Source organism: Streptomyces sp. NPDC058741 (assembly GCF_042746715.1).
Taxonomy (GTDB): domain Bacteria; phylum Actinomycetota; class Actinomycetes; order Streptomycetales; family Streptomycetaceae; genus Streptomyces.
Genome location: NZ_JBHYQH010000070.1, coordinates 1 through 20420, shown reverse-complemented (window position 1 = coordinate 20420; position 20420 = coordinate 1). Strand labels below are relative to the sequence as shown.

Sequence of the window (20420 nt, the reverse complement as noted above, 5' to 3'; positions counted from 1 at the left end):
GGATCCGAAGCCCTTCGTCTGGACGAAGACCGCGGACGAGCTCCTCGAACGCCTCGCCGGATATCTGAACCGAATTCCCGACTCAGGACACTAGGCGGCGTGCGGGAAGAGCAGGCCCTCGACGGTGACGACCTGCACGAGCCGCTGCTCGTGACGGCCGTGGCCCCGGTCGTCGTCGCGATGGATCACGGGGATCTCCTTCCAGGGCAGGGCGTGGAGTTGACGGGCCTGGCCGCGCTGGTTGTTCTTGATGGTCAGCAGGTAGTGAGCGCCGCGTTCGCGCAGGTAGGTGGCGTGGTCGCGTTGGGCGTGGAGGGCATCGGCGGTAACGACCGCTCCCGCGAGATCCGCGTCGTTGATCTGGTCGAGGAGTGGTGCGAACTCGGGGATTTCGTTGGTCTTCGCGCCGATCTCGCGGGAAGCGAGAGTGACACCGTCGCCGTGACGGACGGCGGACAGGACGAAGACCCGGCTGCCGTCCGGGCGTCTCGCGCCACGCAGGCACTTGCCGTCCACCGCGATCGCCCGCCGCCGCAGCCGTACCGGCTCGGTGCGGGCGGCCGCCCGGTGGGCCCGGCGCTGTTCGCGCTCGGTGCCGCCGTCGGGCATCACCGGCTCCGGCCGGCGGGGCTGTGCGGACAGCAGGGGCCGCAGGTATGCGTAGCCGGCCGCGCCGATCTCACCGGGATCGACCCTGCACAGGACGCTGCGCAGGGTCTTCTCGCTCGGCACCCGGTAGCGGCCAAGGAGCGGGTGGTAAGGCAGGCCGAAGGCGGCCAGTTCCTCCGGCGTCGCACGTCGGCACCACTCCGCCGCCGCGGTGATCGAGTCGTGGCCGGCGGGTATCATCGCGCAGACCACCAGGGCCAGCAGCGAGGAGAGCCGGTACCGCACTCCGCAAGCCCCTCTCGGATCGGTGACCGACTCGAACTCCGCGACCAGGCAGCGGACTTGCTCCTTGGCGGCACCCTCGCCGAGGGCTTCCAGGCGGAGCGCACGCGGCGCGGGGACAGCGACAGGGGATGATGGAGGAACGAACACGGCACCTTCGTGGATCTTGCAGCGTAGAGAACTACATGATCCACAGGTGCCGTATTCACCCCCTTCCGGGGCCCGGCCGTCGAGATCAATCACCCCAGGACAAGACGATCCGGACAAATGCCGGGGCCCTGCATTCGCCGGTGGTGCGTCTCGCACTTCGGTGGCGACGGGCTGCCTACTTGTCCGTCCCGCAGTCTTTAAGCGGCTCCGGGGCAGCCACTGGAGAGTTGCCCGCTCCTGGGATGCCACTCGCACCTGGGATGTACATGACCCCGAACAGCGCCTTGTTGATCGCCCCCTGGTAGTAGGGGGTCTCATCTTTTTCTTTGCCTGACGCCTCCTTGATCCGTAGCAGAGGGCCAGACGATAGACGGGTCCACCGCTGGCCGTAGACGTCAGCGAGGGATACCCCAACGATCCTGTAGTTGACTTCCATTCTGATACCCGCGGCATGCACAACTTCTGCTGGGATGGTCACCTTGGAGCACGGGGGCAGGTCCCCCAGCTCGAGCGTGAAGTTGTGCGCCTTTTCCTTGGAATCGGCTTCCGTGGCAATGCCGATGATGACCCGGGCGACCGGATCCAATGAGCGGTTCATTACGAAGCCAGTGGTTTTGCCCGGCTCTCCGCGTGGCGCGTTGGTGCCGTCGACCTGGGTCCAGGTCGAGACCTGTACAGCCTGCTGACGGAGTTCCCAGTCGGCGTCCTCGCGTGACTGGTCGAGCTGGGCCTGCGCAGTCCGAACGCTGTAGTAGCTGGTCCAGCCAGAGAAGGCCAGACCTCCGGAGGCTGCGAGTGCCGCGATCACAGTGCTGGCTAGTATCCAGTCGATGCGCCGCCGCGGCTGCTGAGTGGAGGAGTCGCCTGCTTGATTCTGATCCGATGCTCCGCCATCCGCTGGTTGCGGACCTTGCTGAGACTGTTGATCCTGAACCACTCAACCCCCTTGGCGATTACCCCAGTGTTTTCCCCGCCGAGCACCAGCCACCGGGGCCTTCACCAGGTGCCCCCTTCGCACTTGGCATGCGTGATGAGACACAGCTTCTAAGGCCCTGACCACTACAATCCGGCCCCTCACATTTACCCCCCAACTCCTCGGCGGTTCATCGCAGTACGGCTACGCCTCTGTCACAAAGTTCAGCGGAGCCGGAGACGCCGGGGTCGACGTCACCGCCGGCAGGCCGCGGCCCGGCCGGCTACGGCTACCTCCGCCCCCTGCTGTCCACGCAGCCCCCTCGGCCGGATCCGGTGACGCCCGACGGCGGAACCGAGCGCGAACAGCGCCGGGCCCACCGGGCGGCCGCCCGCGCCGAGCCGGTACGGCTGCGGCGGCGGCTTGTGCCGGGATGTCACCTTTAACGAGGACAAGTCCCAAGTCAGGACCCACAACGCGCCCGCCGTACTCGCTGCCCTCCGCGACCTGATCCGCACCGCGCTCAAGCTCGCCGGCTACGTCAACACCGCCGCCGGACGCCGAGCCCACACCGACCGCCCCCGCGTCCTCACCCTCTACCGCATCACATGATCAAACCGGACTATCCAGGCACTCGCCGGGGCCCTGGCCTTGGGCTTGATCTGGGCGGACCTTCTTGGGATCGGCGTAGCGGCCGTCCCTGACGCCCGTCTCCGCCTTCGCCCACCAGTCCGTCAGGTCGGCCTCGGTGAAACCGAGCCCGTCCTCCGTGAAGAAGGCCTTGCCCTTCTGACGCAGGTACAGGTCGTACGGGTACGTGACGCCGTACATGCCGCTGTCGCCGGCCCGGCCCGTCCTGTCACGGATCCTCCTCATCCCCGCGTCGAAGTCGTCCCAGGTCCAGCCCTGCTCGGGCTTCACACCCGCCCCGGGTGCGGACGGGCTTGTCGATGACCAGGGACATGGAGTTCGAACCGACCGGAACGCCCAGGAGCCTGCCGTCGACCTCGCCGGACTTCTCCGGCACCGCCCGGAATCCGTCCATCCGCAGGTGCCCGGCCTCGACCTGCTCGCTGAGATCCAGCAGCACGTTCTTCGCGTCGTATTTGCGCGGTAAGCCGATGGCATTCTGGAACACGTCCGGCGGATTCCCTCCGGAGGCCTGGATGTTGAACTTCTTCCAGGAGTCCGGATAAGGCTGGAAGTCCGTCTTCACCTTGATCTTCGGGTACTTCTTCTCGAAGCGCTCGATGGTCTTGTTGATTCTCTGGGCGCAGTCCTCCGCACCCTGCCACGCGTAACGGATCGTCACCGGCCGGTCCGGGGAGACCCCCTAGTCGCCACCGCACCCGGTGGTCGCCGCCAGCCGCAGCGTGGCTGTGGTGGCACCGGCCGCCTTCGGGATCCCCCGCCTCTCGACATTCCTGCCGTGCACCGGTTCGGACCTCCCCGCACCATCGTTCAGATGAATCGTTTCAAGCAAGAGCTTGCCGGCACAAGACACGGAGGGTGGGTGTGCGTCAATGATTCGGACAGGAACTTCTCAGGAGAACGGGCGACGCCCCTGGGACACGGCGCCTGACACTGATCCGGTCACACGGCGCACCCCAGCGCACCAGCACCAGCACCAGCACCAGCACCAGCACCAGCACGGAAAGGGGACGTGCCGGGGGTACCCGCCCGCAGCGGTTGCGCGTCAACGCCATCCAGCCGGTAAGCAACTCCATCGCGCCGCCCCGAGGACGGACACCCTCGGCGCGACCCCGACCACCACACGCGAAGAGGCGCAACGCGCACCCCCGCACAGGCCGCCGCAGGCACCGCCCCGACCACCGGCGAGCAAACGCAAACGGCCCACCCGCACAATCGCAGGTGGGCCGTAGTTCCGGGTGGGCGATACTGGGTTCGAACCAGTGACCTCTTCGGTGTGAACGAAGCGCTCTCCCACTGAGCTAATCGCCCGGACGCAGCAAGAACATTACCCCATGTCAGGGGGTGCCTGTGACCAGCGGCCGACGCCGGCACCCCCACCACCGCTCACACCCGGTTCACTGGTTCTCGATCTTCCACGGCATGGCGATGCCGAACTTCCACACGTAGACACCGACCAGTACGGCCACGATCACCAGCCCGACCGTCGTCAGGATGATGTTGCGCCGCCGCACTCTGGGATCGAGCGCCCGGTGCGCAGCCTCCGTGACCTTCCGCTTGGTCCAGCGGAGCACCAGCTGCGCCCACACGAACTCCGTCGCCCAGATGGCCATGCCACCGAAGATGACGACCCAGCCCGGCCCCGGCAGGGGCAGCATGATGATGCCCGCGACGACGACCGCGAGCCCGATGACGAAGACGCCGACCTGCCAGCTCACATGCAGGAGACGGCGCGCCCTGATGAATTGCGGAGCCCGCGAGCCGAGCCCCCGCTCCTGCTCGCCGCACACCTCTTCCGTCCCCGCCTCGTCGGACGCCACGGCCACCTCGCCCGGCTCGCTACTCCCCGTATTCATACGGCCAAACACTACCCGAGCGAAACGAGTCACCGGAATGGACGCACCGCGCGAACGATCTCTCGGCCGGAAGAGTTACGTAAAGGCACGCAAAACACTCAGAGGGGTTTACAACGGCACCGCAGGTGGCATGTCGATTTCGCCGACGTGCGAATCCCCGAGCGCACACTGAGCGAAAGGCCCTGGCGCTTATGAACACCACGGTCAGCTGCGAGCTGCACCTGCGCCTCGTTGTGTCGAGCGAGTCCTCCCTGCCTGTCCCCGCAGGCCTGCGGTACGACACGGCCGACCCCTACGCCGTGCACGCCACCTTCCACACCGGAGCCGAGGAAACCGTCGAGTGGGTGTTCGCCCGCGACCTCCTCGCCGAGGGACTTCACCGCCCTACGGGCACCGGCGACGTCCGCGTCTGGCCGTCGCGCAGTCATGGCCAGGGCGTCGTGTGCATCGCCCTGAGCTCTCCGGAGGGAGAGGCCCTGCTCGAGGCCCCCGCACGTGCCCTGGAGTCCTTCCTGAAGCGCACAGACGCCGCCGTGCCCCCCGGCACGGAGCACCGGCACTTCGATCTCGACCAGGAGCTCTCGCACATCCTGGCGGAAAGCTAGGTCGAGGGCCTCACAGGCCGCCCGGTGCCGTCGACTCGGGGAGACGGCTCGGGCCTGGACAATTCCATACGGAGCACACCGGCGCCGGCACCGCGGCTCACGCGGGGCGGCGCCGGTGTGCGTGACGCTCCGCACACCCGGGTGTCCGCTCGGGAACCATGCCGGGCCCGGCGGCGTTGACATGGACGTCGAAGCCATGTGCGGGCATGGGGGCGGCCCGGCGGAGGATCAGCCGTTACCATCGGCCAGCATCGGCGGGCGCCCGCCCGACCCCCAGGCCAGGGAGCGAATCGTGCTGATCACCCACGACACCCGGTGCGCCCTCGACACCGTGGTCGATCTGGTGAACACCGCACCGGAGGACGCCACGGCGGACGGGCTGCCGGACGTGGCGGCCCTCGCGGACTTCGTGCGGAACCACGAGATCAGTGACGTCGGAGTGCTCTCCGAGTTCGACCTCTCCGCGGTGCGCAAGATCCGCGGCCGGTTCGCCGCGGTCTTCGCCTCCCCCGACGCCCGGACCGCCGCGGGACTGATCAACGAACTGGTCGCCGCCGCCGGCACGACCCCCCGGCTCACGGACCACGACGGCTACGACTGGCACGTCCACTACTTCGCGCCCGGCGCCTCCGTCGCCGACCACCTGGCGGCCGACTGCGGCATGGCGCTGGCGTTCTTCGTGGTGGCCGGGGAGCAGGAGCGGCTGCGGCGCTGCGAGGCGCCCGACTGCCGGCGCGCTTTCGTCGACCTCTCCCGCAACCGCTCGCGGCGCTACTGCGACAGCCGCACCTGCGGCAACCGCCTGCACGTGGCCGCGTACCGGGCACGCCGCAAGGAGGCTGCGGGCTGATCCGCCGCACGGCTGGGGATCAGGTATGGGACACCGGTGCGGGGGAACGGGTCCCGGACACCGCTTCTGGAGAGCGGGACCCGGACACCGCTTCAAGAAGGCCGCGGCCCCGGCGGGTGGCGCCGGGTACCGCGGGTACGGCTCACAGCAGCAGCAGGTCGTGCAGCGAGGCCATGAGCAGCAGACACCCGATCACCGCAAGGAAGATCATCAGCGGTGGCTGGGAAAGGGCGAAGAGGCAACCCCGTGCCTCGTCCTGTGGGGGACGCGGCCCGTCCTGCGGCGGCGCGGGGTCGCTCTGTTCCGTCGTGTCCAGCATCTCGCGGCGATGATGACGCAGTCACCCCGCCGGACGCGATCCGGGGGCTCGTTCCGTACGGGAGTGCACCGATTCCATGTGGTCCGGTCCAGTTTGTGATCACTTCCGCACATTCGGGGGCTTTATGTGACTATTCAGCCCGGCGCGCCGCGGTCAGATGCCGTGCTTCTTCAGGATGGCCTCGATGTCGCTGAAGTCGTCGTCGCCCTTGGGCGCCGCCCCGGGCCGGCCCGCCGGGCGGGAGCCCTGCCCCAGGGAGGGCGCCGAGGCCGAGGGGGCCACCGCCCCGGACCCGTCCGCCGCCCGGGCGGCCTTGCGCTCCTTGCGGGTGCCGCCGCGGCGGCGCTCCACGACGCGCGTGGTCGCGAAGAGCACCCACGACAGGCCGAGCACGCCGAAGCCCGCCCAGGCCATGGGGCTGAGGGCGGTGTCGGCCAGCCAGTCGACGACACCGGTCATCACGAGGCCGACCGGCACGAGGGAGTAGGCGGCGATCCGCACCGCCGTGAGGAAACGCTTGCGGTACGCCGTCACGGCCGCGATGCCCAGGCCGGCCGCGGAGACGGCGGAGCAGACGGTCTCGGCAATCATCCGGTCCTCCAGGCGTACGCGGGTCTGACAGGGCACTTCGTCCCTTCCATCCTGCACCCACGGCGCCCCGGCGGGCCACGCTCCGGCCCCCTGCATCAGGGAGATCTCCGGGTCGCCTCCTTCGCAGGTGCCGGTCGCGGACCCCGCCTCCGGAGCAGGCGCGGTACACGTGCCGTCCGCGACAGGGGCATCCGGTTGGGGCGGCCGTCGCGGGGCTGGGAGACTGTGCGCATGAGCGACTCCTCCCCCGCCCCCGTCCTCGAGATCTGGTGCGACCTGCAGTGCACGGACTGCCGTACGGCACTGGACGACGTCCGTGCCCTGCGCGAACGCTACGGCCCGCGTCTGGAGCTGCGGCTGCGGCACTTCCCCCTGGAGAAGCACAAGCACGCCTTCGCCGCCGCCCAGGCCGCGGAGGAGGCGTGGGAGCAGGGCCAGGGCTGGGCGTACGCGGAGGCCCTGCTGGGCCGGGTCGAGGAGCTGGGCCGCGAGGGAGAGCCCTTCCTGGTCGAGCTGGCCCGGGAACTGGATCTGGACGCCGAGGAGTTCGACACGGCGCTGGTCGACGGCCGGCACATCCTGATCGTGGACGCCGACCAGGCCGAGGGCAAGGCGATCGGTGTGACCGGCACGCCGACGTACGTCATCGGCGGTGAGCGGCTCGACGGCGGCAAGAGCCAGGAGGGGCTGCGCGAGCGGATCGAGGAGATCGCGGACCGGCTGCTGGCCGGCCGGGAGCACTGAGCCCCGTCCCGCTCCCGGTTCCCCTCCGGGCCGTCACAGCAGTGGCTTGTACACGGCGTACTGCGTGGTCTCGTACCCCAGGGACGCGTAGAGCCGCTCGGCCGGGGTGTTGCCGGCGAAGACGTTGAGGCCGAGGGTGTTCCTGCCCTCGGCGATCGTCTGGGCCTCGGCGCGCAGCATGAGGGTGCGGCCGTGCCCCCGGCCCCGGTGGGCGGCGTGGGTCTCGACGTCGAAGACGAAGCCGGTGTTCTCCCGGACGGCCAGCCACAGCGTGCCCACCGGTGTCCCCCGGTGCTCGACGACGCTGACGAACATGCCGGGGGTGGCCAGGCCCTCCGGGAGCAAGGTGGCGTGATCCCGCTCGGACTTGGCCCGGGCCTCGGCCTCGGGGACACCCCGCTCGGTCCAGCTGCGCGCGTACTTCTCCTTGCCCCCGGCCAGCCAGGGGACGTACTCCGCCTCGGTCATGGGCCGGGCCCGGCTGCCCTCCGGCAGGTCCGGTGGGGTGTCGCCGAGTGCTTTCTCCATGCCGCGGTTGCGCACCACGTAGCCGAGCGCGGTGGCGAGCCGGAACGCCGCCTCGGCTCCGGCCGGGACCGCGGCCTCGATACGGCGGCACCCCCAGCCGCGCGCCACCTCCTCCGCGGCGAGCGCGGCCACGGTGCCCCGGCCCCGTCCGCGGTCCGGTTCCTCGATGCGCAGCGTCATGATCCGGGCCACCGCGTCGCCGAACACCGGATGCGTGCCGAGGTGTATCGCTCCCACGGGACGGCTGTTCACGCACACCTGGTAACGGCGCGAGCGCGTCCCGTCGGCGTTTCGCTGAAGCGGCTCGGTCGGCCGCAGGGTCGTGGTCATCACAGGTGTTCTACCCGCAACCGGGACCCTGCTCAGCCCATTAACCGGTGGTCCCGGGACGGACGGTCAGGGGTCGAGATCGTCCCCGGAGCGCTCCTCGAAGACGCGCATGGCCTTGGCGGTCACCGGGCCCGGCGCTCCGGGCAGCTCACGGCCGTCGACCCGGCGCACGGCCTGGACGTCCCGCAGGGTGGAGGTCAGGAATACCTCGTCGGCCCGCTCCAGGACCTCGAGGGGGAGGTCGGTCTCCCTGGCGCCGGTCCATTCGGCGGTCAGCGCGCGTGTGATACCGGCGAGGCAGCCGGAGGCGATCGGCGGGGTGTGGATCTCGCCGTCCAGGACGACGAAGACGTTCGATCCGGTGCCCTCGCACAGCTGCCCCACCGTGTTGGCGAACAGCGCCTCGGTGGCGCCCTGTTCGCGGGCACGGGCGAGGGCGACGACGTTCTCCGCGTAGGAGGTGGTCTTCAGTCCGGCCAGTGCGCCGCGCTCGTTGCGGGTCCAGGGGACCGTGATGACGGCGGTGGAGTCGGGGCGGCGGGTGGTCTCGCCGAGGGCGACGACGAGAGTCGGGCCGTGCTCGCCGCGGTCGGAACCGAGCGGGCCGTGGCCGCCGGTGTAGGTGATACGGAGGCGGCCGAGCGGCATCGGGTTGGCCTCGACGACGGCGGCGCAGGCGCGGCGCACCTCGTCGAGGTCCGGGTCGGGCAGGCCGAGGCCGCGCGCGGAGCGGGTGAGCCGGTCGAGGTGCCGGGTGAGGGCGAACGCCCGGCCGTGGACGGCCTTGACCGTCTCGAAGATGCCGTCGCCCACGGTCAGTCCGTGGTCGAGGACGGAGACGCGGGCGGACTCGATGTCCTGCAGCCCGCCGTCGAGCCAGATCTTCACGTCAGGTCCTCTCCACTCACCTCGTACGCTCCCGACGCTATCGCGAGCAGCCGGGATGCCTTGAGCTCGGTCTCGCGCCACTCCCCCTCGGGATCGGAACCCCAGGTGATGCCGGCGCCGGTGCCGAAGCGCAGCATGCCCTCGGCCCGGTCGATCCAGAAGGTGCGGATGCCGACGGCCAGCTCCGCGACGTCCCGGTCGGCGTCGACCCAGCCGATGCCCCCGCAGTACGGCCCCCGGGGTGCCGACTCCAGCGCCTCGATGATCCGCAGGGCACGGGACTTGGGGGCGCCGGTGACGGAGCCGGGAGGGAAGGCGGCGGCGAGCAGCTCGGCCCAGCCGGCCCCGTCCCGCAGTTCGCCGCGGACCGTCGAGACCAGGTGGACCAGCCCCGGGTGCTTCTCCACCACGCACAGGTCGGGCACCGTCACACTGCCCGTGGCGCACACCCGCCCGATGTCGTTGCGGACCAGGTCCACGATCATCACGTTCTCGGCGAAGTCCTTCTCCAGCAGGTCCGCCTCGGTGCGGCCGGTGCCCTTGATCGGCCCGGACTCGACCACGCGTCCGTCACGCCGCAGGAACAGTTCGGGGGACGCGGTGGCGATCTCCACGCCGTGCGCGGGCAGGCGGATCGTTCCTGCGTAGGGCGCCGGATTGCCCCGGGCCAGCAGCGCGGTGAGGGCGTCGACGTCGACGCCGGAGGGAACGGGCGCGGACAGCACCCGGCACAGGTTCGCCTGGTAGACCTCACCGGCCGCGATGTGCTCGCGGACGCGCCGCACGGCCGCCGTGTACGCGGCGCGGTCCAGCGAGGACGTCCAGTCACCCGCCGCCGGTCCGCGCCACGCACCGGGCCGGGGAGCGGGCACCTGCGCCGTCCGCACGTCCCGGAAGCGGGCGCAGGTCAGACGGCCCTCGAAGTCGGCGCAGACGGCCCAGAAGCCGCTGGAGTCCAGGGCCTCGGGGTCGTCGGTGACGTCGAGGAGCCCGGTGGCGGTGCGGTCGCCGAAGCGGGCGAGGGGAGGGAGGTCGAGCACGCGGTCGAGTCTATGGCGGGTGCCCGGCGGGTGACCGGGGGATGTCCTCTCGGCAGGCACTGCGACGTCCCTGAGCAGGTGAGGCGCAGCACGCTGCACAAACGCGTTTTTGTACTGGCCCCGGAATCCGCTAGAGTTCAACACGTCGCCGGGCCGCGAGAGCGGACCGAAACGACAGGCGGACGTAGCTCAGTTGGTAGAGCGCAACCTTGCCAAGGTTGAGGTCGCGAGTTCGAGCCTCGTCGTCCGCTCGAAGGAACAGGGGGCTCACCGGTCCCCTACACTCCTGGTGGAGTGGCCGAGAGGCGAGGCAACGGCCTGCAAAGCCGTCTACACGGGTTCAAATCCCGTCTCCACCTCCAAGGACGATTAGCTCAGCGGGAGAGCGCTTCCCTGACACGGAAGAGGTCACTGGTTCAATCCCAGTATCGTCCACTGGATCTTCTCGAAGATCCCGACCCGCGCGATTAGCTCAGCGGGAGAGCGCTTCCCTGACACGGAAGAGGTCACTGGTTCAATCCCAGTATCGCGCACGCACTGCCCATGATCCGCTCCACGGCGTGGTCGTGGTCCCGAGGACGATTAGCTCAGCGGGAGAGCGCTTCCCTGACACGGAAGAGGTCACTGGTTCAATCCCAGTATCGTCCACACCACGATGAAGCCCCCGGCCGTGCGCAACGGCCGGGGGCTTCGTCGTGCCGCTCGCCTCAGGACGAGAAGAGCATGCGCCCGAAGCTCTTGTGGCGGTGGTGGCCGTGATGACCGTGGCCGCCGTGCGGGGCGCCCCAGGCCGGGGCCGGCGGAGCCGGGTAGGCCTGCGGAGCGGGCGGGGGCGGCGGGGCGGCCTGTGACCACTGGGACTCCAGGCGGGTCAGCGCCTCCAGTTCTCCGTAGTCGAGAAAGATCCCGCGGCAGCCGCTGCACTGCTCGATCTGGACGCCGTTGCGGTTGTAGGTGTGCATCGGCGCACGGCACTTCGGACACTGCATGGTCGTTCAACTCCTCGCCGGTCGGTCCCGCTTCACGTCTCGCCAGGACAGACTCCGTCCGGCTGCGGTCGGTTGCACCCTACGTCGGGTGCTCCTGTGCCGGCCGGGGCGGGAGGGGTGCCATGCGGTCGCAGGCGTCCACGACCGCCTGTTCCGCCTCGTCCAGCGGGCTCCCGGCCGCGACCGCCTTGGTGACGGCCCGGGCGGCGGTCTGCACGGTCAGGGCGCGGGCGGGGACGTCCAGGGCGGGCCATGGGTCGCCGTCGGCGGGGACGGCCGGGCCTGCGGCCTCCCGGTAGGCGGCGAGGAAGCGGGCCCATTCGTCGGGCGGGAGCAGGCCGCAGGCGTACCAGGCGGCGGGGCGGGCGAGGTCCCAGGCCGGGACGCCGGTGCCGAGGTCGTCCACGTCGATGAGCAGCCAGGGGCCGTGCGGTGCCGGGTGGCGTACCAGCTGGCCGAGGTGCAGGTCGCCGTGGCACAGCGTGCTCGTGTCCGGCATCGGCGCCTCGGCTCGGGCCCAGGGCGGGAGGGTGTGCCAGGCGCGCAGGACGGGGGCGGCGCCGGGGTGCCGCCCGGCCTCGGCGAGCCGGGCGACGGACCGGGCCGCCCGGGCGGGGCCGCGCATGGCGGGCAGGGCGGGCGGGGCCGGGGTGCGGTGCAGCCGGGCGAGGAGGGTGGCGGCGGCCTCCCAGGGAGCGGCGTCGGGATCGTCCGGGTCCACGGGGGTTCCGTAGGGCCAGAACGTGACCGGGCGGTCGTGCAGCTCGGCCGGGGTGGGGGCGAGCGGGGCCAGGAGGATGCCGGGGTGGCGGGCGGCGACCGCCAGGCGGCTCGTGAGGTCAGTGAGGTCCGTGCCCGGGGGGTGGGCCTTGGCGACGGTGTCCGCGTGGCGGACGACGAGGCCGTCGGGGCGGTCGGCGAGTGTGGCCGCGCCGCAGGGGCAGGCCGTCGGCGTGCGCGCGTGGGCCGCCGCCCGGGCCGTGGCGGTGAGGGCGAGCGCGAGCGGGTCGGGGGCGGGCTTCACGGGGCTCCGTCGGTGTGGGTCTGGGTCGAGGGTACGGGGAGGTCGGCGGGGCGACGGCGGGCGTGTGCTGATCGGCGTCCCCGGGTGGGCGCGCGGCCGGGCCGGCGGACGGCCCCGGGCGCCGTGCACGGGCCGGCACCTCGTGGTGCGGCGGAGCGCCTCGGACACCGGCGGGAACGGCAATGCCGGCGCAGCTCCCCAGCTGCGCCGGCATGTGTGCCGTCCGCCGCACCCCCGTCCCCACGGGGTTTCATGGGTGGATGTCCCCGCCCGGACCGCTCTTCCGGGCCTGGGTCGCCGCTCAGCGCCCCAGCATCTCGCCCACGGACGACGCCTGTGTGGCCACTGTCTCCCACCCGTCGAAGACGAGGAGGAGCAGGACCGCCAGGGGAAGAGCCATCAGCGTCGCCACCACGGGGTGGCGACGGCCCTGACGGCGGGGGCGGAACGCGGCGGCGTACGCCTTGCGTCCCTCCTCGCGGACCAGCGTCCGCGGTGCCGTGTGGGCCATGGTCCCTCTCCTGGGCCGTGATCGGTTGTCGTCGGCAGCGGCGGGCGTCTGACCTCGGGGGACGAGTGCTGCCACCCGCCGCTTGACCTCAAATCTAGGCTCCCGGCCCTCACCGGGCGTCATGCCGTCGTACCGATTGCCGGGCCTCCCGGAGGATGAGCCGCCGCCCGCCGCGTACTCCCCTGGGTGGAGACGCGGAACCAGGGCTCAGGGTCTTCCCCGACGGGGCTCCCCGGTCATCCCGCTTTGTCGGGGCCCTCCTCCCGCGGAACCGGCTGCTCCACCAGCGCGAGCACCCGGTTCGCCATGAAGCGGGCCGTACGCACGACCGTTCCGCTTCGGGTGACTTCGCTCACTTCTACGACACCTCGACGCACCGCCGTCTCCACCCTGCGGCCCGCCCTGCTCGCCACCACCTCGTACGTGCGGGTCGTGTCCCCCGCGTCCACGACTATCTCCACCGGGTCACCCTTCAGAGGACCAATCCCCCTTCTGAGACCGGTGGTTGGGATCACCCCCGGCGCGAAGTCCGCCTCCTCGCGCTCTCCCTGACCACTCTTCAAGTCTCCGACCCACCACTGACAATCCATCCCCACGAGAGGGCGCGGCCTCTGCGCGCGGGCGGCCGTGGAAACGTAAGCTGTGGCTCGTCACAGGACCGGGCAGCGGGGATGAACATGGCGATGATGCGCCTGAGGCGCGAGGACCCGCGCGTCGTCGGCTCGTTCAGGCTTCACAGACGGCTCGGCGCGGGCGGCATGGGCGTGGTCTACCTGGGCTCCGACAAGAAGGGGCAGCGGGTCGCGCTGAAGGTCATCCGGCCCGACCTGGCCGAGGACCAGGAGTTCCGCTCGCGCTTCGCCCGTGAGGTCTCGGCGGCCCGGCGGATCCGCGGCGGCTGCACGGCCCGGCTCGTGGCCGCCGACCTGGACGCCGACCGCCCCTGGTTCGCCACCCAGTACGTACCGGGCCCCTCCCTGCACGACAAGGTCGCCGCCGAGGGTCCGCTCGGCGCGGCCGACGTCGCCGCTGTCGGCGCCGCCCTGTCGGAGGGCCTCGTCGCGGTGCACGAGGCCGGGGTCGTGCACCGGGACCTGAAGCCGTCCAACATCCTGCTGTCGCCCAAGGGGCCGCGGATCATCGACTTCGGCATCGCCTGGGCCACCGGCGCCTCGACGCTCACGCACGTCGGCACGGCCGTGGGTTCGCCGGGCTTCCTCGCGCCGGAGCAGGTGCGCGGCGCGGCCGTCACCCCGGCCACGGACGTGTTCTCGCTGGGCGCCACGCTGGCGTACGCCTCGATGGGCGACTCGCCCTTCGGGCACGGCAGTTCCGAGGTGATGCTGTACCGCGTCGTGCACGAGGAGCCGCAGTTGCACGGTGTACCGGACGCGCTCGCCCCGCTGGTCCGGGCATGTCTGGCGAAGGACCCCGAGGAGCGGCCCAGCACACTCCAGCTGTCGCTGCGCCTGAAGGAGATCGCGGCCCGGGAGTCGCAGGACCTGGCCGGTGTACGTCCGCCCGCGCAGCGCGGCGCCGAGGCCGACCGTCCCGTCGACACCTATCCCGAGCGCGGCCGGGGCAGGCAGGGCCAGCCGGGCACGGCCGGGGGGCGGCGGGGCCGGGGCACTCCCCCGCCGCGGCGTTCTCCCGGGCCCGGGGACGGTGTGCCGTCGCCGGACGCGCCGGCGTCCCAGGGCGGTTCCGGTGCGCGGGGCGGATCCCGCACACCCGGCGGGAGCAGGCCGGGCCGCGGCAGGACTCCGGTGCGCGGCTCCGGCACCTCGCGCGGCGGTTCCTCGTCCCGGTCCGGGGCACGGCCGACCCCCACGGGGCGCAACGGCACGCGGCCGGGCAGCGGCAGTCGTCCCGCCCCCCACAGCGGTGCCGGGCGTCCGGCTCACAGGAACACCGGGACGGGGCTGCGGCCCGCCAATCCTCGGCTGCTGCGGCAGCGGCTGTTCGTGTTCGTCGTGGTCACGCTGCTGGTCGCGGTCGGCATCGCCCTGGTGCAGGGCTGCCAGGGGCCGGCGCGGGGACTCGGCGAGGGCCCGGACGGCGCACGGCAGCAGCAGGTGACGCGGGAGCACGGGCCGTAGCGCGGGCACGTGCGGTGGCGGGACCGCCGGTCGTGGCCGCTCGGACCGCGGCCCGGCGGGGCGTCACAGCTCCGGCAGGATCCGTTCGAAGAACTCGCGGTCGCCCTCGAAGACCGGGTCCAGGGCCAGGAACTCCCGCGGGGTGACCCAGCGGGTCTCGGCGACCTCCCGCGGGTCGGGGACCACATCGCCCGTCTCCGCGCGGGCGGTCCACCAGTGCAGGCGGAAGCGCCCGTCGTCGGTCTCCGACTCCCAGACCTTCGCCTGCGGGACGACGGTCAGGCCGACCTCCTCGCGGACCTCCCGGACGACCGCCAGCTCCTGGCTCTCCCCCGGTTCGACCTTGCCGCTGAGCGGCTGCCAGTAGCCGGGGCGGGTGACGGCGGGCCCGCGCCGGATCGCGAGCAGGCGCTCCCCGCGCAGCAGGACGGCGACGACCGCCTGGCGCTGCTCCACGGACGGCCCCTACGTCCGGGGGCGGCCGGTGGCGACCGCGTAGAAGGCCACGGCCGCAGCCGCGCCCACGTTGAGCGAGTCGACGCCGTGGGCCATCGGGATGCGCACCCACTCGTCTGCGGCGACCAGGGCCTGGGTGGACAGGCCGTCGCCCTCGGCGCCCAGCATCAGGGCGACGCGGTCCATGGTGTGCGGGGCGGACTCGTCCAGGGACCGGGCCTTCTCGTCCGGGGTGAGGGCGAGGAGGGTGAAGCCGGCTTCGCGGACCGACTCCAGGCCCTTGGGCCAGGTGTCGAGACGGGCGTAGGGCACGGAGAAGACCGCGCCCATGGAGACCTTCACGCTGCGGCGGTACAGGGGGTCCGCGCAGTCCGGGGAGAGCAGGACGGCGTCCATGCCGAGCGCGGCCGACGAGCGGAAGATCGCGCCGATGTTGGTGTGGTCGTTGACGGACTCCATGACGACCACGCGGCGGGCGGTCCGCAGGAGGCCGGCCGCCGTGGGCAGGGGCTTGCGCTGCATGGAGGCGAGCGCGCCGCGGTGCACGTGGTAGCCGGTGACCCGCTCGGCGAGGTCGGGGCTGACCGCGTAGACGGGGGCGGGGAGTTCGTCGATGACGTCGCGCATGACGTCGACCCACTTGGCCGAGAGCAGCATGGACCGCATCTCGTAGCCCGCCTCCTTGGCCCGTCTGATGACCTTCTCGCCCTCGGCGATGAACAGGCCCTCGGCGGGCTCGCGCCTGCGGCGCAGCTCCACGTCGGTCAGCCCGGTGTAGTCGTGCAGGCGTGGGTCGTCGGGGTCGACGACGGTGATGAGATCGGCCACAGGGTGATACTGCCTTGTCCTGGGTGCGGTGCCAACGGCTCGGTACGGGTGCTGTTACCAGGGGTTACGCATGGTGGGCGGCGGCGTCGGGGCCGACGCTCACCACCTCCCCGACGACGATGACCGCCGGCGGCCTCACGTCCTCGCGCCGCACGGTCTCCCCGACCGTCGCCAGGGTCGCGTCGACACGGCGCTGCGCGGCCGTCGTGCCCTCCTGGACCAGGGCGACGGGCGTGTCCGGGGACTTGCCGTGGGCGATGAGGGCCTCGGCGACCTTGCCGATCGTGCCGACGCCCATGAGGATCACCAGCGTGCCCGTCAGCCTGGCGAGGGACGGCCAGTCGACCAGGGAGCGCTCGTCGTCGGGGGCGACGTGGCCGCTGACCACGGTGAACTCGTGGGCCACGCCCCGGTGGGTCACCGGGATGCCCGCGGCGGCCGGCACCGAGATGGAGCTGGAGATGCCCGGTACGACGGTGCAGGGTATGCCGGCCTCGGCCAGCGCCTGGACCTCCTCCATGCCGCGCCCGTAGACGAAGGGGTCGCCGCCCTTCAGCCGTACGACCGCCTTGCCCTGCTTCGCGTGTTCGATCAGGGCGTTGTTGATGGCCTCCTGGGCCATGAACCTGCCGTAGGGCAGCTTGGCGGCGTCGATGACCTCGACGTTCGGGGGGAGTTCCGCGAGCAGGCCGCGCGGGCCCAGGTGGTCGGTGATGACGACGTCGGCGCCGGCGAGCAGGCGCCGGCCGCGCACGGTGATCAGGTCCGGGTCACCGGGACCGCCGCCGACCAGCGCGACGCCGGGCGTCCGGGTGCGGTGGTGCGGGGCGACGAGCGTGCCGTCGCGCAGGCCCTCGACGACCGCGTCGCGGATGGCGGCGATGTGGCGGGGGTCGCGCTCGCGGGCGTCGGTGGTGAGGACGGCGACCGTGACGCCCTCGCTCTCGCTGTGGCCGCTGGCCGGGGTCCAGGCCGTGGCCTCGTCGGCGTCGTCGGAGCGGACGCACCAGATGCGGCGGCGTTCCGCCTCGGCCGAGGCGAGGGTGTTCGCCTCCAGGTCGCTGGTGGCTACGAGGGCGTACCAGGCGTCCTCCAGGTCGCCCTCCTCGTAGCGGCGCTGCCGCCAGTCGATCTCGCCGGCGTCCGCCATGGCCTGGACGGAGGGGGTGACCTCGGGGGACACGAGGAGGATGTCCGCGCCGGCCGCGATCAGGGCGGGCAGGCGGCGCTGGGCGACCTGGCCGCCGCCGAGAACGACCACGCGGCGGCCGGTGAGGCGGAGGCCTACGGGGTAGGCGGGGTGTTCGGCCATGGGGTGCGGCTCCTGTGGGGCGGTTTCGGCGGCGGCCCTGACGTGCGGATTTTAGGGGGCCGGGGGTCGGGGCGGCACAGGTGTCCGATGGCTGGGCGCCGTGGCCGGGTGCGGCGGCGGGCGCGCGGGGCGGAAGCGGCCCGGCCCGGCCTGCCGTGAGGCTCGTGCGGCTGCCGTGCGCGGGAAGGCCGCGCGGCTCGGGACTCACGGGCCGGGCCGGGGACCCGGGGCCTGCGAGCCGCCGCCGCGCGGCCACCCGGGACTACTTCTCGGTCACGCCGGCCGAGTCGAACGTCGCCACCTCGTGCATCGCCCGGGCCGTGCTCTGGACCAGGGGCAGGGCCAGGAGCGCGCCCGTGCCCTCGCCGAGGCGGAGGTCGAGGTCGACCAGGGGGCGCAGACCCAGCTTGTTGAGGGCCGCCACATGGCCCGGCTCGGCGCTGCGGTGACCCGCGATGCAGGCGGCCAGGACCTCCGGGGCGATCGCGCGGGCCGCCAGGGCGGCGGCGCCGGCGCTCACGCCGTCGAGGATCACCGGCGTGCGCAGCGACGCGCCGCCGAGCAGGAGGCCGACGAGCGCGGCGTGCTCGAAGCCGCCGATCGCGGCGAGCACGCCGATCGGGTCGGCCGGGTCCGGCTGGTGCAGCTCGAGGGCGCGGCGGACGACCTCGGTCTTGCGGGCGAGGGTCTCGTCGTTGATACCGGTCCCCCGGCCCGTCACCTCGGCCGCGTCCGCCCCCGTGAAGACGGCGATCAGAGCCGCGGACGCGGTCGTGTTGCCGATGCCCATCTCACCGGTGAGCAGGGCCTTGTTGCCGGCGGCGACGAGGTCGCGGGCGGTCTCGATGCCGACCTCGATGGCCTGCTTGGCCTCCTCGCGGGTCATCGCCGGGCCGGTGGTCATGTCGGACGTACCGGCCCTGATCTTGCGGGGCAGCAGGCCCGGCGTGGCCGGGAGGTCGGCGGCGACGCCCACGTCGACGATGCAGATCTCGGCGCCCACCTGGGTGGCGAAGGCGTTGCACACGGCTCCGCCGCCGAGGAAGTTGGCCACCATCTGGGCGGTGACCTCCTGGGGCCAGGGGGTCACCCCCTGGGCGTGGACGCCGTGGTCGCCCGCGAAGATCGCGACGGCCGCGGGCTCGGGGATGGGCGGCGGGCACTGGCGGGACAGGCCGGACAGCTGCGCGGAGATGATCTCCAGCATCCCCAGTGCTCCGGCTGGCTTGGTCATGCGCTTCTGGCGCTCCCACGCCTCGCCGAGCGCCTTGGCGTCCAGCGGGCGGATCTGCGCCACGGTCTCGGCGAGCAGGTCGTGCGGTTCCTCTCCGGGCAGTGCGCGTCGGCCGTACGTCTCCTCGTGCACGACCCACGACAGCGGGCGGCGCTTGGACCAGCCCGCCTGCAGCAGCTCGGGCTCGTCGGGAAACTCGTCGACGTAACCGACGCACAGATAGGCGATGACCTCGAGGTGCTCGGGCAGGCCGAGGGCGCGGACCATCTCGCGCTCGTCGAAGAAGCTGACCCAGCCGACGCCGAGTCCTTCGGCGCGGGCGGCGAGCCAGAGGTTCTCCACGGCCAGGGCCGCCGAGTAGGGGGCCATCTGGGGCTGGGTGTGACGGCCGAGGGTGTGGCGGCCGCCACGGGTCGGGTCGGCGGTGACGACGATGTTCACCGGGGTGTCGAGGATGGCCTCGATCTTCAGTTCCTTGAACTGCTTGGCCCGGCCCTTGGGGAGGGACTTCGCGTACGCGTCGCGCTGGCGCGTGGCCAGTTCGTGCATCGCGCGCCGCGTGTCGGCGGAGCGGATGACGACGAAGTCCCAGGGCTGCGAGTGCCCGACGGAGGGCGCGTGGTGCGCGGCCTCCAGGACACGGAGCAGCACCTCGTGCGGGATGGGGTCGCTGCGGAAGCCGTTGCGGATGTCCCGGCGTTCGCGGATGACCTTCAGGACGGCCTCGCGCTCGGCGGGGTCGTAGGCGGGGGCGGCGGGGCCGGTCGGCTGTCGCGCTTCCGACACTGCGGCCGCGCTCTCTGACTCGTGGCTTTCCTGATCCGTCAGATCTCCCTGTTCGGTGGCCCGGGTGTCCAGGTCGTCGGCGTTCTGCACGAGTTCGGCGTCGTCTGCGCCGTCGCCTTCGCGGGGGGCGGGGACGTGCGCGGCGGGTTCCGGCGCGCCGGGCCGGACGGGCGGGGACTGCTGGGGGCCCTGGACCGGTGCCTCTGCGGGGAGGGCGACGGTGACGTCCTCGGCGGGTGCGGGCGTGGCGTCAGCGGCGGTGGGCTGCTCGGACACGGTCGCTTCCGCGGGAGTGGGGGGCGTCGCCGACTCGGGGGCCGGGGCGGGGGGCGTGACTTCGGGGGCCTCGGGGGCCTCTGGGGCCACGGGCGCGAGGATCTCCGCCTGCCGGCCGGGGGCGGGCGAGTCGGCGCCGGTCGCCTCGACCGGGGTGGCGACGGGAGTGGGAACGGGTTCGGCGACCGGGACGCCGGGCTCGGCGACGAGCGGCTCGGCGGCCGGCACGGCCTGGGCGGCGGCTGCCTCGGCGGCCTCGGCGGCGGCAGGGTCGTCGAGGGCGGCAGGACCCGCCTCGGGGGTCGCCTCGCCGGGCAGCTGGGCCGGCGTCTCGGCGGCAGGCTCGCCGGGGGCCTCCGGGGCGGCGGAGCCGGCCTCGGGGGTCGCCTCGCCGGGCAGCTGGGCCGGCGTCTCGGCGGCAGGCTCGCCGGGGGCCTCCGGGGCGGCGGAGCCGGCCTCGGGGGTCGCCTCGCCGGGCAGCTGGGCCGGCGTCTCGGCGGCAGGCTCGCCGGGGGCCTCCGGGGCGGCGGAGCCGGCCTCGGGGGTCGC

At 72.4% G+C, this 20420-nt stretch carries 19 protein-coding genes, 6 tRNA genes and 3 pseudogenes; 10 read left to right on the top strand and 18 right to left on the bottom strand.

What is annotated here, in order from left to right; all coding sequences use genetic code 11:
* Window positions 1–93 precede the first annotated feature (93 nt).
* Window positions 94–1041 (bottom strand): annotated as a pseudogene (locus ACFW6P_RS30955) (ISAs1 family transposase); the annotation flags it as partial.
* A gap of 175 nt (window positions 1042–1216) precedes the next feature.
* A complete protein-coding gene (locus ACFW6P_RS30950; RefSeq protein WP_386425601.1) occupies window positions 1217–1978 on the bottom strand; it encodes a hypothetical protein in 762 nt (253 codons plus the stop codon).
* Between the two features lie 402 nt (window positions 1979–2380).
* On the opposite strand from ACFW6P_RS30950, the pseudogene ACFW6P_RS30945 reads away from it, so the two are divergent.
* Window positions 2381–2566 (top strand): annotated as a pseudogene (locus ACFW6P_RS30945) (ISAs1 family transposase); the annotation flags it as partial.
* A gap of 23 nt (window positions 2567–2589) precedes the next feature.
* Here ACFW6P_RS30945 and ACFW6P_RS30940 read toward each other — a convergent pair.
* From ACFW6P_RS30940 to ACFW6P_RS30930, 3 genes and pseudogenes are all read right to left on the bottom strand, one after another.
* A pseudogene (locus ACFW6P_RS30940) lies at window positions 2590–3389 on the bottom strand (ABC transporter substrate-binding protein); the annotation flags it as partial.
* A gap of 455 nt (window positions 3390–3844) precedes the next feature.
* Window positions 3845–3916: transfer RNA gene (locus ACFW6P_RS30935), tRNA-Val, on the bottom strand.
* Between the two features lie 86 nt (window positions 3917–4002).
* Window positions 4003–4461: a TIGR02611 family protein gene (locus ACFW6P_RS30930; protein WP_386356255.1), complete on the bottom strand. Its 459-nt coding sequence runs from the start codon at window positions 4459–4461 to the stop codon at window positions 4003–4005.
* Window positions 4462–4652: 191 nt separating this feature from the next.
* Between ACFW6P_RS30930 and ACFW6P_RS30925 the strand changes: the two genes are divergently transcribed.
* Window positions 4653–5066, top strand: coding sequence for an SsgA family sporulation/cell division regulator (locus ACFW6P_RS30925; protein WP_004002642.1), 414 nt, complete (start codon window positions 4653–4655; stop codon window positions 5064–5066).
* 292 nt (window positions 5067–5358) lie between these two features.
* Window positions 5359–5916 carry a CGNR zinc finger domain-containing protein gene (locus ACFW6P_RS30920; RefSeq protein WP_386356257.1) on the top strand — a complete coding sequence of 186 codons (558 nt, stop codon included), beginning with the start codon at window positions 5359–5361 and terminating at the stop codon, window positions 5914–5916.
* A 142-nt stretch (window positions 5917–6058) separates the two neighbouring features.
* On the opposite strand, the gene ACFW6P_RS30915 is transcribed toward ACFW6P_RS30920, so the two are convergent.
* Window positions 6059–6235 carry a hypothetical protein gene (locus ACFW6P_RS30915; RefSeq protein ID WP_386356259.1) on the bottom strand — a complete coding sequence of 59 codons (177 nt, stop codon included), beginning with the start codon at window positions 6233–6235 and terminating at the stop codon, window positions 6059–6061.
* A gap of 153 nt (window positions 6236–6388) precedes the next feature.
* Window positions 6389–6826: a hypothetical protein gene (locus ACFW6P_RS30910; RefSeq protein WP_386356262.1), complete on the bottom strand. Its 438-nt coding sequence runs from the start codon at window positions 6824–6826 to the stop codon at window positions 6389–6391.
* Window positions 6827–7057: 231 nt separating this feature from the next.
* Between ACFW6P_RS30910 and ACFW6P_RS30905 the strand changes: the two genes are divergently transcribed.
* Window positions 7058–7570, top strand: a complete 513-nt coding sequence (locus tag ACFW6P_RS30905; RefSeq protein ID WP_386356264.1) for a DsbA family protein — start codon at window positions 7058–7060, stop codon at window positions 7568–7570.
* A gap of 33 nt (window positions 7571–7603) precedes the next feature.
* Here the strand turns inward: ACFW6P_RS30905 and ACFW6P_RS30900 are convergent, their stop codons facing one another.
* The 3 genes from ACFW6P_RS30900 to ACFW6P_RS30890 all read right to left on the bottom strand — a co-directional run bounded on the left by ACFW6P_RS30900 (window position 7604) and on the right by ACFW6P_RS30890 (window position 10356).
* A complete protein-coding gene (locus tag ACFW6P_RS30900; protein WP_386356267.1) occupies window positions 7604–8428 on the bottom strand; it encodes a GNAT family N-acetyltransferase in 825 nt (274 codons plus the stop codon).
* A 66-nt stretch (window positions 8429–8494) separates the two neighbouring features.
* Complete coding sequence (locus ACFW6P_RS30895; protein ID WP_386356269.1) at window positions 8495–9316, bottom strand: aminotransferase class IV; 822 nt, start codon at window positions 9314–9316, stop codon at window positions 8495–8497.
* The gene (locus tag ACFW6P_RS30890) at window positions 9313–10356 is read right to left on the bottom strand and encodes a chorismate-binding protein (protein ID WP_386425599.1); all 1044 of its coding nucleotides are present in this window, start codon (window positions 10354–10356) and stop codon (window positions 9313–9315) included. Before ACFW6P_RS30890 ends, ACFW6P_RS30895 begins: the two co-directional genes overlap by 4 nt.
* Before the next feature lie 178 nt (window positions 10357–10534).
* Here ACFW6P_RS30890 and ACFW6P_RS30885 point away from each other — a divergent pair.
* From ACFW6P_RS30885 to ACFW6P_RS30865, 5 genes are all read left to right on the top strand, one after another.
* Window positions 10535–10607 (top strand) — tRNA-Gly (locus tag ACFW6P_RS30885).
* Window positions 10608–10644: 37 nt separating this feature from the next.
* Window positions 10645–10718 (top strand) — tRNA-Cys (locus tag ACFW6P_RS30880).
* A gap of 1 nt (window position 10719) precedes the next feature.
* A tRNA-Val gene (locus ACFW6P_RS30875) sits at window positions 10720–10791 on the top strand.
* Between the two features lie 26 nt (window positions 10792–10817).
* Window positions 10818–10889 (top strand) — tRNA-Val (locus ACFW6P_RS30870).
* Window positions 10890–10932: 43 nt separating this feature from the next.
* Window positions 10933–11004 (top strand) — tRNA-Val (locus ACFW6P_RS30865).
* 59 nt (window positions 11005–11063) lie between these two features.
* Here the strand turns inward: ACFW6P_RS30865 and ACFW6P_RS30860 are convergent.
* From ACFW6P_RS30860 to ACFW6P_RS30845, 4 genes are all read right to left on the bottom strand, one after another.
* On the bottom strand, window positions 11064–11345 hold the full coding sequence (locus ACFW6P_RS30860) for a zf-TFIIB domain-containing protein (protein ID WP_386356275.1): 282 nt from the start codon (window positions 11343–11345) through the stop codon (window positions 11064–11066).
* A 79-nt stretch (window positions 11346–11424) separates the two neighbouring features.
* Window positions 11425–12369, bottom strand: a complete 945-nt coding sequence (locus ACFW6P_RS30855; protein ID WP_386356277.1) for a phosphotransferase family protein — start codon at window positions 12367–12369, stop codon at window positions 11425–11427.
* A gap of 301 nt (window positions 12370–12670) precedes the next feature.
* Complete coding sequence (locus ACFW6P_RS30850) at window positions 12671–12880, bottom strand: hypothetical protein (protein WP_386356280.1); 210 nt, start codon at window positions 12878–12880, stop codon at window positions 12671–12673.
* 236 nt (window positions 12881–13116) lie between these two features.
* Window positions 13117–13356, bottom strand: coding sequence for a hypothetical protein (locus ACFW6P_RS30845; RefSeq protein WP_386356346.1), 240 nt, complete (start codon window positions 13354–13356; stop codon window positions 13117–13119).
* Window positions 13357–13551: 195 nt separating this feature from the next.
* On the opposite strand from ACFW6P_RS30845, the gene ACFW6P_RS30840 reads away from it, so the two are divergent.
* The gene (locus ACFW6P_RS30840; protein ID WP_386425596.1) at window positions 13552–14979 is read left to right on the top strand and encodes a serine/threonine-protein kinase; all 1428 of its coding nucleotides are present in this window, start codon (window positions 13552–13554) and stop codon (window positions 14977–14979) included.
* 63 nt (window positions 14980–15042) lie between these two features.
* On the opposite strand, the gene ACFW6P_RS30835 is transcribed toward ACFW6P_RS30840, so the two are convergent.
* The 4 genes from ACFW6P_RS30835 to cobT all read right to left on the bottom strand — a co-directional run.
* Window positions 15043–15435: an NUDIX domain-containing protein gene (locus tag ACFW6P_RS30835; RefSeq protein ID WP_386356286.1), complete on the bottom strand. Its 393-nt coding sequence runs from the start codon at window positions 15433–15435 to the stop codon at window positions 15043–15045.
* A 9-nt stretch (window positions 15436–15444) separates the two neighbouring features.
* The gene (locus ACFW6P_RS30830) at window positions 15445–16263 is read right to left on the bottom strand and encodes a TrmH family RNA methyltransferase (RefSeq protein ID WP_386356289.1); all 819 of its coding nucleotides are present in this window, start codon (window positions 16261–16263) and stop codon (window positions 15445–15447) included.
* Window positions 16264–16327: 64 nt separating this feature from the next.
* Entirely contained in the window at window positions 16328–17575 is a 1248-nt protein-coding gene (gene cobA, locus ACFW6P_RS30825) for a uroporphyrinogen-III C-methyltransferase (protein WP_386425593.1), read from the bottom strand.
* A gap of 262 nt (window positions 17576–17837) precedes the next feature.
* Window positions 17838–20420, bottom strand: a 2583-nt coding sequence (gene cobT, locus ACFW6P_RS30820; protein ID WP_386425590.1) for a nicotinate-nucleotide--dimethylbenzimidazole phosphoribosyltransferase, incomplete at its 5' end; no start/stop codon positions are given.